This is a genomic window from Streptomyces sp. NPDC034111, assembly GCF_055575375.1.
Map to the genome: position 1 here is coordinate 37,582 of NZ_JBVIST010000001.1, position 13,761 is coordinate 51,342.

Below are 13,761 nucleotides of genomic sequence, written 5' to 3' on the forward strand. Positions count from 1 at the left end.
TTGAAATCCCGAAGAAACCGAGGGAATGCGTCTCCCGGCCCGCCACCGCCCGGGGGGCGCTTCGTTGAGCCGGATGTGAAACCGCCGCCCCAGCAGGACCCGTCCCCGTCCGGTCCCCGCCGGCGCCCGTACGGCAGCGTCCGGCTGCCGGCGCCGCTCGCCGTGCCCCCGGCCCGGCCGCGGCCCGGCGCCGAGGTGCGCCGCTGGTACGGCCCGCGGATCGCCCTGCCGCCGCTGAGCATCGGCACCTTGCGGCGTCCCGGCTGACACCCGCCGGCGTACGGAGGCGCAGGTCCGACGCTGCGTCAAATTGCCATCGATGACGGGTTTTCCCGATTCCATTGCTGTGTGTCGGTGATCGCCGATAACTTCACCTCGCACCGCATCCGCCTGTGCGCACCTCCGCGCACGGGCGGCCCCACGGATGATGTGGAGTACCCATGGCACCTTCCCGTTCCAGACGCCTGCGGGCGCTGGCCGTACCGCTCGGACTGGCCCTGACGGCGTCCCTCGGATTCCTCCCGAATGCGGCCACCGCCGCTTCCCCGAACGCCGCCCCGGCCGCCGCCACGGCCGACGGCCCGCAGCTCTCGTACGTCGTGAACACCACGCCCGGCCGCGCCACGGTCGGCAAGGTCCAGAAGGCGATAGCCAAGGCCGGCGGGAAGGTGATCGTCGCCCATGAGCAGATAGGCGTGATCGTCGTCCACTCGGCCAACCCGCAGTTCGCCACCGCCATACGGACGGTGCCGGGCGTGCAGAGCGCGGGTGCGACCCGCACCGCGCCGCTGAAGGCCTCGGGCACCACCGACGTCGGCAAGCCGCACAAGGTCGATCTGCCGAAGTCCCAGCTCAAGGCGGTCGGCAACGCGGCGAAGGCGAACGGCCAGGAGCCGCTCGAACCGCTCCAGTGGGACCTGCCCGCCATCAAGGCCGACAAGGCCGCGAAGGTGAACCCCGGCAGCAGGAACGTCACCGTCGCCGTCATCGACACCGGTGTGGACGACACCCACCCGGATCTGAAGGCCAACTTCTCCGCGAAGCAGTCCGCCAACTGTGTGGGCGGCGTGGCCGATACGTCCAAGGGGGCCTGGCGGCCCTGGGACCCGGACAACGACTACCACGGCACGCATGTCGCGGGCACCATCGCCGCGGCCCGTAACGGCGTGGGTGTCTCGGGCGTCGCGCCGGGCGTGAAGGTCTCCGCCCTCAAGGTCAGCGAGCCGGAGACCAGCCTCTTCTACGCCGAGAGCGTGGTCTGCGCCTTCGTCTTCGCGGCCGACCACGGCGTCGAGGTCACCAACAACAGCTACTTCGTCGACCCGTGGATGTTCAACTGCAAGGATGACGCCGACCAGGCGGCCATCATCGACGCGGTCGGCCGTGCGGCGAGCTACGCCCAGCGCAAGGGCGCGATCAACATCGCCGCTGCGGGCAACTCCAACCTGGACCTGGCGGCCGCCAAGCTGACCGACTCCGGCAGCCCGAACGACTCCACGCCCGTCGAGCGCACCGTCAACCCGAAGACCTGCTGGGACGTGCCCACCCAGCTGCCGGGCACGGTGACCGTCGCGGCCACCGGGGTGCACAAGCTCAAGTCCGGCTACTCCAACTACGGCCTGGGCCAGATCGATGTGGCCGCCCCGGGCGGCGACTCCAAGCAGGTACCCGAACTGCCCGCCAAGCACGGCAACATCCTCTCCACCATGCCGGGCGGTGACTGGGCCTACCTGGCCGGTACCTCCATGGCGTCCCCGCACGTCGCGGGCGTGGCGGCGCTGATCAAGAGCGCGCACCCCAAGTCCGGCCCGCAGGAGATCCAGTGGCTCCTCAAGCAGCAGGCCGACAACCCGGGCTGCGCCACGGGTGACACCACCTGCACCGGCACCCAGCACATCAACAGCCACTTCGGCTACGGCATCGTCGATGCGCTGGACGCGGTGAAGAAGTAACCGCGGGGCATCAACTCCCGGACCGGCACGCCTCCTTGGAGGGGTGCCGGTCAGTCCGTGGTGCCGGTCGGTCCGTTCGGCGTCCGAGGAAGGCCGCCAGCCGGTCGGCGGCGCTCGCGCCCGGCGGGGCGGGGCGCTCCGGGGCGAACGAGCTGCCCTCGGTGCGCGGCGCGGCACCGTAGATCCGGTGCGCCGCCGCCAGGGTCTCCTCGGCGACCTCGGGCGCCAGGTCGGTCGGGGCGCCCATGGCCCGCGCCAGGTCCCAGCCGTGCGCGAGGAGTTCGACCACGACCTGCTGGACGATCATCGCGCCCGGCGCCCGGTAGGGGCCGTAGGTGCGATGCAGCATCCCGCTGTCGGTGAAGGCGGCGAGGGCGGCGCGTGCGGAGTCCTCGAAGGCGGCGCGGTGATCGTCGCCGAGGTGGTCGGCGGTGTGGTCGCCGCGTGGGTCGTCCTCGGCGATCGAGGCGGCCATCAGGTTCTCCCACACCATGTGGTCGAGCAGCTGCCGCACGCTCCAGTCCGCGCACGGCGTCGGCAGGCCCAGGTCGGCCGGCCCTACGGCGGCGACCAGGGCACCGACGTCCCGGACCACCTGTGCGTACGCGTACAGCACCCGCTCCGGGTCGGTGCCCTCGAACGCGGAGCGGTCCACCTCCAGCGGCCGGAGGTGGGCGCGCAGGGCCGCGGCCGTCCAGGTGCCCGCGGGCTCCCAACGGGGCGGCGCGGGCCGTCCGGTGAGCGTGCACAGCAGCTGCCAGTAGCGCTCCACGGCCGGTTCGGCGGCGGTCCGAAGCTGTTCCAGCAGCCGGGCGCGGGCGGCCGGCCCGTCCTCGGCGGGCGGGTCGGGGGTGCCTGCCTGGGTGGGGAGCCAGGCGGCGATCAGCTCGGCGACGACGGGTTCGGCGGCCGGTGAGTCCGGGGCGATCCCGGCCGCGAGGGCCGCCTCCGCGCGCTCCCGCATCAGCTCGGCGACGCGTACGGCGGCCCGCTCGCCGGAGGGGTCCCGCTCCCCCGTCGGCGGCGCGGTGCGCGCGCTGTACTCCGCCAAGCGGCGCAGCGCGGCCCGGAGTTCCGGCTCGCCGACCAGGGTGGCCAGTTCGATCCAGGCGCCGATCTGCTCAGGGGTGGGGTCGTCGGGCAGATCGGGGGTGGCGGCCAGCAGACCGCTGCGGTAGGCGGGGGCGGGCACACCGTCGAGGGCGTCCTCGACGAAGTCCGCGATGATCCGGCGGCGTTCCCCGGCCGACAGCCGGGCGAGTTCGGTCATATGCGGCAGCTCCTCTGCTGCGCTGCCCCGCGCGGCCACCGCCCGCAGCACGGCGCACTGCGACCGGAGCGTGCGGATCTGCGCATCGAGCGCGTCCGCCCACTGCGCCGCCGTCTCGGCGAGGGTGCGCTCGCGGTGCAGTACGTTCCGGATCGCCGCCGTCCCGATGCCCAGTTCGCGCAGGCTGCGCACGATCTCCAGGCGGGCGGGGGCGTCCGGGCCGTACAGCCGGTAGCCCGCGGGGGTGCGGGCGGCGGGCGGCAGCAGGTCCGCGTCCGACCAGATGGGGGTCCCCCCTGCTCCTTAAGAGCTTGGGGGAGGATCGTTTTGACCGGGACGCCGGTCAGGCGCGCCAGTTGGCCGATGGTGAGCAGGCCGGTGCCGTCCTCGTACATGCCGACCACTGTCGGGTCTCCCACGGGGGGAGACTCAAGCGGGGGCGGGTCCGGGCACCCGGGCCGGGGTCTCGGAGCGCGCGGCCGGGTGCGCGGCGGAGCGCAGTACGCCGGCGGCGAGGGCGAACTGGGCCGCGGTGTAGGTGAGCATGATGCAGAACTGGGGGGCGGGCGGCTGGGGCCAGTGGGCGATACCGCTCGCGATCAGGGTGTCGGAGAGCAGGAAGAGCAGCCCGCCGGCCGCGGCCCACGGCCCCGCCCGCAGCGCGCCGAAGGCCGTGGTGGTGAGCAGCAGGCTGTAGCCGGCGACCGGAATCCGCAGCTCTGCCGGGAGGTCAGGCCACAGCAGCGCCACGGTGCCGGCCAGCAGCAGCCCGTACACGGCGGCGAGCCCGGCCGTGCGCCCCCGCCGGCCGCCCGCGGGCGGTGCTCCGTGCCGGGCGAAGAGGAGGAGATAGCAGACGTGCCCGGCGGCGAACGAGCCCATGCCGAGCAGGAAGACGGTGTCCCCGCCGATCTGGAGGAAGACATCGCCGCCGCAGCCGAAGAGCAGCGCACCCGCCAGCAGGAGGGGGCCGCCGCGTGCCAGGACGTACCCGGCGAGCACCGGCATCAGCGCGGGCTTGGTGAGCTGCGCGGCGACCGTGACATGAGCGGCCAGCGCCCCCAGGTGGACGACGCTGAGCACGGCGAACGTCCACAGCAACGGCCGTACGCCGCCGGGCCATCGCGCCGTCATACGACCGGCTCCTCGGCGGAAGCGCGCGCCGGACCCTTGGCGCCCTGGGACTCCTTTGCCGCCTTCGCCGGCTTCGCTGCCTTCGGGGCCGGCTGCCAGCCCGGTCCGCGGAAGACCCGCCCGGCGCGCTCGCTCCAGCTGCCCGCGGCCCGTATGTCGCGCGCGATGGCGAGGTACTCATGGGTGGCCACCCGCAGCGGGTTGAAGGTCTTGATGTTCTTGGTGAGTCCGTAGACCGGCCGCTCGGTCTCCGGGACGAACGAGCCGAACATCCGGTCCCAGATGATCAGGATCCCGCCGAAGTTGCGGTCCAGGTAGCCGCCTTGGGAGGCGTGGTGGACGCGGTGGTGGGAGGGCGTGTTGAGCAGGAACTCGAAGGGCCGGGGCAGCTTGTCGACCCGTTCCGTGTGCACCCAGAACTGGTAGACGAGGTTGGCGCCCGAGGTGAAGGCGATCGCGGCCGGATGCACACCGGCCGCGATCATCGGGACGTAGAACGGCCAGACGGTCCAGGTCGTCCAGGGCTGCCGCAGGGCGGTGGTGAGGTTGAACTTCTCACTGGAGTGGTGCACCACATGACAGGCCCACAGGATGCGGATGACGTGGTGGCCGCGGTGCGACCAGTAGTAGAAGAAGTCCTGGGCGAGCAGCATCAGCGGCAGCGTCCACCACAGCACCGGTATGCGCATCGGGGTGAGTTCGTAGACCGCGGCGTAGATCGCGACGATCGGTATCTTCCACAGCGCGTCGAAGACGAGGCTGCCCAGCCCCATACCGACGCTGGTGGCCGCGTCCTTGGCCTCGTAGCCCGCCGCGTCCTCGTCGGGATGCAGGCGATAGCTCACCATCTCCACCACGGTGAGCAGGACGAAGGCCGGTACGGACCACAACACGACATCGGGCAGGTGCGGCATGCCCCGCACCATAAGGGCGGTGACGGGGGCGCCGCTAGGGGTTGTTACTCAGAAGTATGTGAGACCTGCTGTCAGCTGCGGGGGGCGGCATACCGCCGGTAGCTTTCTCCGCGGCGGACCGGGGATCCGCCCTCCGGCGGACCGGGAGCCCTGCTCCGGCGCACCCGGGCCACGACCACGGAAGCGAGGCCCGATGACGACCGCGCCCACCCTCGCCCTGCTCGGCGGCGGCTTCTCCGACGATCCCGACACCCTGCTCGACGACTTCGTACTGGCCGCCGCCGGCCGGCCGCGTCCCAAGGTCTGCTTCCTGCCCACCGCGAGCGGCGATGCGCCCGGGTACATCGAGAAGTTCCACACCGCGTTCGGCGCGCGGGACTGCCGGCCGAGCCATCTGGAGCTGTTCCGGCGCACCGTGACCGATCTGCGCGCATTCGTACTGGACCAGGACATCGTCTACGTAGGGGGCGGCAACACCGCCAACATGCTTGCCGTCTGGCGGCTGCACGGACTGGACACGGTGCTGCGCGAGGCGTACGGGGCAGGAGTGCTGCTCTGCGGGATCAGCGCCGGCGCGTGCTGCTGGTTCGAGAGCGCCTTCTCCGACTCCTTCGGCCCGCCGGCCCCGCTCACCGACGGGCTGGGGCTGCTGCCGGGCAGCCTGTGCCCGCACTACGACAGCGAGCCGGAGCGCCGCCCCGGCTATCTGGCGGCCGTCAACGCCCGTACGCTGCCCGGCGGTTGGGCGGTCGATGACGGGGCCGCCGCGCTGTTCACCGACGGCCGGCCGAGGTCGTGACCCGCAGGGCGGGGGCCACCCTGCACCGGGTGAGCCTGGGCGCGGACGGGGTGGTGAAGGAAGCAGCGCGGACGGCGCGGGTACTGACGCCGTAACACCGGCCTCCCCGGCGGGGAATTGCGGCGTCAACGAGCAGCCGGCGGCCACCCGTGGACGACGGCGGTTCGGTGGCTGTCGGTGGTGGCCCGTATCCTCAGTGACCATGCTCGAAGACCGCATGGCAGCAGCCGACCCGATCGCGCCGAAGATCGGGCAGCAGCCGGGCCCGCAGACGCCGCCGGATCCCTGGCCGTCCGGGTATCCCCAGGGATACGCGGTGGTCGACGTGGAGACGACGGGCCTGGCCCGCGACGACCGGATCATCTCCGCCGCCGTGTACCAACTCGGCGCACAGGGCGAGGTCCAGGACCACTGGTACACCCTCGTCAATCCGCAGCGGGACCCCGGGCCGGTGTGGATCCACGGTCTGACCAGCGCCGTGCTCGCCGATGCCCCGCTCTTCCCGGAGATCGTCCCGGAGCTGTCCCAGCGTCTTCAGGACCGGGTGCTGGTGGCGCACAACGCCATGTTCGACTGGTCGATGATCGCCCGGGAGTACGCCCGCGCCGCGGCGACCGCCCCGGTGCGCCAGCGGCTGTGCACCATCGCGCTCTCCAAGGAGCTGGGGCTGCCGCTGACCAACCACAAGCTGGAGACGCTCGCCGCCCATTACGGCGTGGTGCAGCAGCGCGCCCACCATGCGCTGGACGACGCCCGGGTGCTGGCCGAGACGTTCCGGCCCAGTCTGCGGCGGGCCGCGCAGCAGAATCTGCGGCTGCCGCTGCTGACCTGCCAGCCGCTGACGGAGTGGTCGGACTCCCCCGCGCCCCGCCGGCGCTCCTCCGCCGCGTCCTACCGCCCCGCCTCCTGGCGGCCGTCCCGTAAGCGCCCGGCGTGCCCGTACCCCAATCCGGGGCGCTACGAGGCCGGCGGCCGGCTCGTGCAGGGGATGCGGGTCGCCTTCTCGGGCGATACGTCCGTGGACCGCGAGCTGCTGGAGGACCGGGCGACCGAGGCCGGGCTGCATGTGGCGACGAGCGTGTCCCGGCTGACCAGCCTGCTGGTCACCAACGATCCGGACGCCCAGACCTCCAAGACCGTCAAGGCCGCCTCGTACGGCACGGTCGTGGTCGACGAGGCGGCCTTCATGCAGCTGCTCCAGGACGTGCAGCCGGCTGCGCCGGCCGGGCCCGCAGCGCCTGCGTCCGGGTGAAGCCCGTCCAACACACCCGCCGGTGTCCCGCCGCGCGCAGCCCCCGCCCGCACCCTGTGGCGCATGGCACGTTGTGAGGTTTGCGGAAACGACTACGGGATGACCTTCGAGGTGCACGCGCAGGGCGCGGTGCATGTCTTCGACTGTTTCTCCTGCGCCATCCACCGCATGGCGCCGATCTGTGAGCACTGCCGGGTCCAGATCATCGGCCAGGGGGTCGAGGCGGACGGCAAGTGGTACTGCGGTGCGCACTGCGCCCGCTCGGACGGGCGGGTGGGCATCGTCGACCGGGTCTGAGCCGGTCGGTCCGGGGCCCGGATCCGGAGCCTCCCCCGGGCCGGTGCCCGGGGACCCCCGGCATGGCTGCCCCGGCGCCCCAGGTACCGTCGGAGCCGTGTACCGCTTCCTGTTGTCCCGGCAGTGGGTGATCCTCACCCTCGTGGGTCTCGTGCTGATCCCCGTCATGATCGAGCTGGGCTTCTGGCAGCTGCACCGCCATGAGCACAGAGTGGCGCAGAACCGGCTGATCGCCGCCAGCCTGGCCGCCGAGCCGGTCCCGGTGACCGAGCTGGCCGCCGTCGGCCGCGATCTGCCGCGCCGCGACATGTGGCGGACGGTCACCGCCACCGGCACCTACGACACCGCCCATGAGGTCGTGGTCCGTCAGCGCACCGCCGCCGACGAGCAGAGCATCGGCTACTACGTCCTGACCCCGCTGCTCCTGTCCGGCGGCGACGCGGTGCTGGTCAACCGCGGCTGGATCTCGGCGGGCAACGACCTGACCCGGTTCCCCGACGTTCCGCCCGCCCCCAAGGGGAAGGTCACCGTCACCGGCCGGATGATGGCCGACGAGACCACCGCGGCCAGCGGCATCAAGGACACCAGGGGCCTGCCCGCCCGCCAGGTCATGCTGATCAACAGCAAGGAGCAGGCGAAGCGGACCGGCCGGCCGATGCTCGGCGGTTACATCGAGCAGACCGGGCCCAAGCCGCCGGGCGGCGCACCGGAGCTGGTGCCCGAGCCGGACCACGACTCGATCGGCCCGCACATGGCGTATGCGATCCAGTGGTGGCTGTTCGTGGCGGCGGTGCCGGTCGGCTGGGTCGTCCTCGTACGCCGGGAGCGCCGCGACCGCGCACAGGCCGCGGCCCAGGAGGCCGAAGGCACGGAGGCCGAGGACGCGGAGGGTGCTCCGGACGGCGCCGGGGCGCAAGAGACCGCGGACGCGCAGGCGTAGGGCGCACGGCAACGGGCGACCGACGGCGGACGGCGGACGACAGCCGGCGGACCTAGCCCGGACAGCCGTCAGTGCCGCGTAGCACCCTCGTAGGGCGGGAAGGTGCGCTTGCGTGCATCCACATATCGAGGACTATGCGCTCATCGGCGATCTCCAGACCGCCGCACTCGTCGGCCGCGACGGCTCGATCGACTGGCTGTGCCTGCCCCGCTTCGACTCCGGCGCCTGTTTCGCCGCCCTCCTCGGGGGCCGGGACAACGGCCACTGGACGCTGTCCCCGCGCTCGCCCGAGGCCCGCGCCGAACGCTCCTACCGCGGCGACTCACTGATCCTCGACACGGTCTGGGAGACCCCCACCGGCCGGGTACGGGTCACCGACTTCATGCCGCAGCGCGACCGGGCGCCCGATGTCGTACGGATCGTCGAGGGCCTGCGCGGCAGTGTCGAGATGCGCGGGGTACTGCGGCTGCGGTTCGACTACGGGCGGGTGGTGCCGTGGGTGCGCGCCGCCGAGGGCTGCCGGGTCGCGGTCGCCGGGCCAGACTCCGTATGGCTGCGCACCCCGGCCCAGGGCTCCACCTACGGCAAGGACTTCAGCACCCGCTCGGACTTCACCGTCACCGAGGGCGAGCGCACCGCGTTCGTGCTGACCTGGCACCCCTCACACGAGCCCCGGCCGGTCCAGATCGACCCGTACGAGGCGCTCGAGGACGCCCTGGAGGACTGGCACGCGTGGTCCGCCCGCTGCCGCTACAACGGCCCCTACCGCGCGGCCGTGATCCGCTCGCTGATCACCCTCAAGGCGCTCACCTACGCGCCCACCGGCGGTATCGTCGCGGCCCCCACCACCTCGCTGCCCGAGGAGCTGGGCGGCGTACGCAACTGGGACTACCGCTACTGCTGGCTGCGCGACGCCAGCCTCACCCTGGACTGCCTGCTCGCCGCCGGGTATCTGGAGGAGGCGGGCGCCTGGCGGGACTGGCTGCTGCGGGCGGTGGCCGGCTCCCCCGAGGATCTGCAGATCATGTACGGGCTGGCCGGTGAGCGGCGGCTGCCGGAGACCGAGGTGTCCTGGCTGACCGGCTACTGCGACTCCGCGCCGGTGCGGATCGGCAACGCCGCCGTGGAGCAGCGGCAGCTCGATGTGTACGGCGAGGTGATCGACTCCTTCCACATCGCGCGCACGGCCGGGCTGCCTGCGGAGCCGCACGCCTGGAGCATCCAGCGGGCGGTGGTGGACTATCTGGAGTCCACCTGGCGCGACCCCGACGAGGGGCTGTGGGAGGTCCGCGGACCGCGGCGGCACTTCGTGCACTCCAAGGTCATGGCCTGGGTGGCGGCCGACCGGGCGGTGCGGGCGCTGGAGCTGAACCCGAAGCTCGGCGGGGACATCGACCGCTGGCGGGCAATGCGCGACGAGGTCCACCGCGAGGTGTGCGAGCGGGGCTACGACGCCGAACGCGGCACCTTCACCCAGTCCTACGGCTCGTCCGGACTGGACGCGGCGACCCTGCTGATCCCCCGGGTCGGCTTTCTGCCGGCCGACGACCCCCGGGTGACCGGCACGATCGAGACGGTGCGCCGGGAGCTGTCCCACGACGGTCTGGTGGCCCGCTACAGCACCGACGGCGGTTCGGTCGACGGACTGCCGGGCAGCGAGGGAGCGTTTCTGGCCTGCTCCTTCTGGCTCGTCGACGCCCTCCAGCTGTGCGGCCGGCGGGCCGAGGCCACCGAGCTGTTCGAGCAGCTGCTGGAGCTGCGCAACGACGTGGGGCTGCTCTCCGAGGAGTACGACCCGGAAGCGCGGCGCCAGCTGGGCAACTTCCCGCAGGCGTTCAGCCATCTCGGCCTGGTGGGGGCCGCGTTCGGACTGCTCGACGGGTCAGGGGCAGACTAGGGCCATGGATTTGGGACTTACCGACCGGACGTACCTCGTCACCGGAGCGACCCGCGGGCTGGGTTTCGCCACCGCCCGTGAGCTGGTGGCCGACGGCGCCAATGTCGTGATCACCGGACGTACCGAGGAGAGCGCGGCCAAGGCGGCCGCCTCACTGGGCGAACGCGCCCTGGGCGTGGCCGCGGACAACGCCGACGCGGACGCCCCGGCCCGCCTGGTGGCAGCCGCCCGCGAGCGCTTCGGCCGCCTGGACGGCGTGCTGATCAGCGTGGGCGGCCCGGCGCCCGGCACGGCCGCGGACAACACCGACGAGCAGTGGCAGGCGGCCTTCGAGTCGGTCTTCCTCGGCGCGGTACGGCTGGCCCGCACGGCCGCCGCGGAGCTGGCGGAGGGCGGGGTGATCGGCTTTGTGCTCTCCGGCTCGGTGCACGAACCGATCAGCGGCCTGACCATCTCCAACGGTCTGCGCCCCGGCCTCGCCGGCTTCGCCAAGTCGCTCGCCAACGAGCTGGGCCCGCGCGGCATCCGGGTCGTCGGCGTACTGCCCGGCCGGATCGCCACCGACCGGATGACGCAGCTCGACGCGCTCTCCGGCGACCCGGAGGGCAGCCGTGCCCGCAACTCCGCCTCGATCCCCCTGGGCCGCTACGGCAAGCCGGAGGAGTTCGGCCGGGCCGCGGCGTTCCTGCTGTCGCCGGCCGCCTCGTACGTCACGGGTGTGATGGTGCCGGTGGACGGCGGAGCCCGGCACGGTTTCTGAGAACCGCCAGGGGTGGCTCCCTAACTCACCCGCTCCGCACGGTGCTTGACCGCCCGCAAGCGTACCTTCGCCGGGAGGTGGTCGAGCCCGGCGGAGCGGCGGGCGTGCGTCATGGCCTCGTCGGACAGGCGCCGCAGGACGGTTCCGGGGTCGGCGTGCGGGGCGAGGGCGAGGCGGGCGTGGAGGCGGGGCTCGGTGCGGCGGCCGGTGAGCCGCACACCGGCCCCGTCGACGCCGTCGAGGGACTCGGTTTCGGCGGTCATGACGTCTTCCAGGGCCCGGCCGCGTACCAGGGCGCCCTCGCCGTCGCCGGTGTCGACGAGGAGCGCGTGCAGCCGCTGCCGCCGCAGCTGGGCCAGCAGCCACCACAGCAGCAGCAGGACGAGGACGGCGAGGGCGGCGATGACGACGGGCCACCACCAGCCCTGGTCCGTCCAGCGGGTCCGGTTGTGTGCGGAGAGCAGTACGTCACCGGGGCGGGACCAGGGCCAGTGGGCGGGCAGGTCCAGATGCCACGCGGCGGGCAGGCCGAGCCCGCCGAGCAGCACCGTGGCGCCGGTGCCGAACAGCACCGCACCGGAGACGCCCAGCAGCACCCGGTTGACCGTTCTGCGGACCCTGCGCATTGCGCTCACCTCTTCTTCGGGCGCCGGACGTGCACGGTCAGGCCCAGCGGGTGCGCCAGGCCGAGCTGCCGCAGGCCCTCGCCGAGCGCGAGGTCGAGGTCGGCCCGTACCTCGTCCAGCTCGCGGAAGTGCGAGACGGCGTGCGCCTTGGCCTTGCGGCGGCCGACCTTCATCCGCACGGACTGGACGCCGGCGACCTCCATGGCACGGTCACGCAGCACCAGCGCGGCGGCCGCCCGGTCGAGTCCGGCCCGGATGCCCGGGGCGGCCGGCCGCATCGGAAGGACCTCACGCAGACCGGGGGCGAGCGCGAGCACGATCAGCCAGATGCCGAGCACCACGGCCAGCGCGGCGGCGCCCAGCACCCAGGGGTTGTCGAGGTGACGGGTGGCCAGGTCGTGGGCGAGCCACCGGCGCCAGGCCATCGCGGTGCGGCCGGCCCGCACCGCGGCCACGTCGTAGAGCAGCAGGCCCGCGGCGGCCAGCAGCACCAGGGCCACCACGGCGGCCGGCACCCGGCGGGGGGACCAGAAGCGGCCGGTCCGGCCGTCGTCCCCGCTGTCCGCCTCCGCGGCACCGGAGGCGGACGGGCTCGGCCCCTCCGGCGCTCCGGACTCCTTGTCGAGCGTGGGCAGCCGCCGGGTGTCCGGCAGCTCCGCGTCGTCGTCGCTCATCGCACCCTCTCCCGGCCCCTGCCCTCCAACAGCGGTGAGTGCAGCCGTTCGACCTCCACCGCGACCTCGGGCACCGTCATGCTCACCAACTCCTCCACCCGCTCGGTGACATGACGGCGCACCACCCGGCACTGCCCGCCGATGTCCGAGGGGTAGCCCAGCTCCACCGCGATCTGCAACCGCGCCTCACCCAGGTGCTCCGGGTCCTCGCGGCGGCGGACCGTCACCGTGGCGTGGGCGTCCGTACGGGCCTGCGGAGATTCCCTGCGCAGCGCCTCACGGGCGGCCTGGGCGGCGATCTTCGCCACGACCCGGTCCGCGATGCTGGTCGCGCCCCGCTCGCCCGCCGGTACGTCAGCGGCCGTGGCGGGCGGGGCCGCCGGGGAGACGGCTGCCACCGGGTCTCACCGCCGCCGTTCGTAGCGGTCGCTGGTGCGCGGACGGAAGAAGTAGCCCGCCTCCAGGTCCCCGTCCATGAACCGGCCGACCACGAAACCGATGGCACCCAGCGCCGCCACCACGACGAATGCGCCGAAACCGCCGAAGTATCCGGCGAAGCCCAGCGCCATACCGGCCAAGAGGCCTACCATGCCCATGCTCATCATGCGCTCCTTCGCTGCCACTCCGGACCGGCCCGCCTACTGGAGCCGCGGTTCCGCCTGCTCTTCCTCGTCTGCCTCGTCGGGCAGCTTGACATCGCTGACCGCGATGTTGACCTCGACGACCTCCAGGCCCGTCATCCGCTCCACGGCGGAGATGACATGCTCCCTTAGGGTTCGTGCGACATCCGCGATCGCGACGCCGTAATCCACCACGATCTCCAGGTCCAGCGCGGTCTGCACCTCGCCGACCTCGGCCTTCACCCCGCGCATCGCGGTCGCCGACCGCCCGCCGCCGCCGGGCACCCGGTCCCGTACGGCGCCGAGCGTGCGGGCCAGCCCGCTGCCCATGGCGTGCACACCGACGACGTCCCGGGCGGCCAGACCGGCGATCTTCTCCACGACGCCGTCGGCGATGGTGGTGCGCCCGCGGGACGCGGGGTCGCCGCCGCCCCGCTTGGTCGGTGTCCTGGGTCCCTCTGTGTGCTGCTGGCTCTCGCTCATCGCCGTCGTCCCTTTCCGCGGGGAGAAGCGGTCCGCCCGCTCCGTTCCCCACCGTAGGCCTGCGGCCCCCGGACCGCTCCGGGGATGTGGCAGGGGAGTGGTCCGCCCAGCGCCGATCGGCCCACCGCCCTGCCGTACGGGCC

Annotated in this window: 16 protein-coding genes and 1 pseudogene; 8 read left to right on the forward strand and 9 right to left on the reverse strand. The window is 73.0% G+C overall.

Annotated features, from left to right (window positions below; all coding sequences use genetic code 11):
- Positions 1-75 precede the first annotated feature (75 nt).
- Together ACZ55A_RS00190 and ACZ55A_RS00195 are read left to right on the forward strand one after the other, a co-directional pair.
- Complete coding sequence (locus tag ACZ55A_RS00190) at positions 76-267, forward strand: hypothetical protein (RefSeq protein ID WP_468830753.1); 192 nt, start codon at positions 76-78, stop codon at positions 265-267.
- Positions 268-440: 173 nt separating this feature from the next.
- On the forward strand, positions 441-1,952 hold the full coding sequence (locus tag ACZ55A_RS00195; protein WP_468830756.1) for a S8 family serine peptidase: 1,512 nt from the start codon (positions 441-443) through the stop codon (positions 1,950-1,952).
- Between the two features lie 10 nt (positions 1,953-1,962).
- On the opposite strand, the gene ACZ55A_RS00200 is transcribed toward ACZ55A_RS00195, so the two are convergent.
- The 4 genes and pseudogenes from ACZ55A_RS00200 to ACZ55A_RS00215 form a co-directional block, all read right to left on the reverse strand.
- A complete protein-coding gene (locus tag ACZ55A_RS00200; RefSeq protein WP_468830759.1) occupies positions 1,963-3,414 on the reverse strand; it encodes a TIGR03086 family metal-binding protein in 1,452 nt (483 codons plus the stop codon).
- Positions 3,415-3,417: 3 nt separating this feature from the next.
- Positions 3,418-3,507: pseudogene (locus tag ACZ55A_RS00205) on the reverse strand (hypothetical protein); the annotation flags it as partial.
- A 144-nt stretch (positions 3,508-3,651) separates the two neighbouring features.
- Positions 3,652-4,356, reverse strand: coding sequence for a lysoplasmalogenase (locus ACZ55A_RS00210; protein ID WP_468830762.1), 705 nt, complete (start codon positions 4,354-4,356; stop codon positions 3,652-3,654).
- Entirely contained in the window at positions 4,353-5,270 is a 918-nt protein-coding gene (locus tag ACZ55A_RS00215; protein WP_468830765.1) for a sterol desaturase family protein, read from the reverse strand. The genes ACZ55A_RS00210 and ACZ55A_RS00215 overlap by 4 nt, the downstream gene beginning before the upstream one ends.
- A 193-nt stretch (positions 5,271-5,463) precedes the next feature.
- Here ACZ55A_RS00215 and ACZ55A_RS00220 point away from each other — a divergent pair, with 193 nt between their 5' ends.
- From ACZ55A_RS00220 to ACZ55A_RS00245, 6 genes are all read left to right on the forward strand, one after another.
- A complete protein-coding gene (locus ACZ55A_RS00220; protein ID WP_468830768.1) occupies positions 5,464-6,069 on the forward strand; it encodes a Type 1 glutamine amidotransferase-like domain-containing protein in 606 nt (201 codons plus the stop codon).
- 202 nt (positions 6,070-6,271) lie between these two features.
- Positions 6,272-7,321, forward strand: coding sequence for a DEDDh family exonuclease (locus tag ACZ55A_RS00225; RefSeq protein ID WP_468830771.1), 1,050 nt, complete (start codon positions 6,272-6,274; stop codon positions 7,319-7,321).
- A 63-nt stretch (positions 7,322-7,384) separates the two neighbouring features.
- On the forward strand, positions 7,385-7,618 hold the full coding sequence (locus ACZ55A_RS00230; protein WP_077192103.1) for a hypothetical protein: 234 nt from the start codon (positions 7,385-7,387) through the stop codon (positions 7,616-7,618).
- Positions 7,619-7,715: 97 nt separating this feature from the next.
- Entirely contained in the window at positions 7,716-8,558 is an 843-nt protein-coding gene (locus ACZ55A_RS00235; RefSeq protein WP_468830774.1) for an SURF1 family cytochrome oxidase biogenesis protein, read from the forward strand.
- A gap of 112 nt (positions 8,559-8,670) precedes the next feature.
- A complete protein-coding gene (locus tag ACZ55A_RS00240; protein WP_468830777.1) occupies positions 8,671-10,455 on the forward strand; it encodes a glycoside hydrolase family 15 protein in 1,785 nt (594 codons plus the stop codon).
- Between the two features lie 4 nt (positions 10,456-10,459).
- The gene (locus tag ACZ55A_RS00245) at positions 10,460-11,215 is read left to right on the forward strand and encodes an SDR family oxidoreductase (protein ID WP_468830780.1); all 756 of its coding nucleotides are present in this window, start codon (positions 10,460-10,462) and stop codon (positions 11,213-11,215) included.
- A 20-nt stretch (positions 11,216-11,235) separates the two neighbouring features.
- Here the strand turns inward: ACZ55A_RS00245 and amaP are convergent, their stop codons facing one another.
- The 5 genes from amaP to ACZ55A_RS00270 are packed head-to-tail and all read right to left on the reverse strand — an operon-like array spanning position 11,236 to position 13,618.
- The gene (gene amaP, locus ACZ55A_RS00250; RefSeq protein ID WP_468834403.1) at positions 11,236-11,841 is read right to left on the reverse strand and encodes an alkaline shock response membrane anchor protein AmaP; all 606 of its coding nucleotides are present in this window, start codon (positions 11,839-11,841) and stop codon (positions 11,236-11,238) included.
- Positions 11,842-11,846: 5 nt separating this feature from the next.
- The gene (locus tag ACZ55A_RS00255; RefSeq protein WP_468830783.1) at positions 11,847-12,515 is read right to left on the reverse strand and encodes a DUF6286 domain-containing protein; all 669 of its coding nucleotides are present in this window, start codon (positions 12,513-12,515) and stop codon (positions 11,847-11,849) included.
- Entirely contained in the window at positions 12,512-12,913 is a 402-nt protein-coding gene (locus ACZ55A_RS00260; protein WP_468830786.1) for an Asp23/Gls24 family envelope stress response protein, read from the reverse strand. Before ACZ55A_RS00260 ends, ACZ55A_RS00255 begins: the two co-directional genes overlap by 4 nt.
- Positions 12,914-12,919: 6 nt before the next feature.
- Positions 12,920-13,117, reverse strand: a complete 198-nt coding sequence (locus ACZ55A_RS00265; protein WP_468830789.1) for a hypothetical protein — start codon at positions 13,115-13,117, stop codon at positions 12,920-12,922.
- A 36-nt stretch (positions 13,118-13,153) separates the two neighbouring features.
- Entirely contained in the window at positions 13,154-13,618 is a 465-nt protein-coding gene (locus ACZ55A_RS00270) for an Asp23/Gls24 family envelope stress response protein (protein WP_468830792.1), read from the reverse strand.
- Between the last annotated feature and the right edge of the window lie 143 nt (positions 13,619-13,761).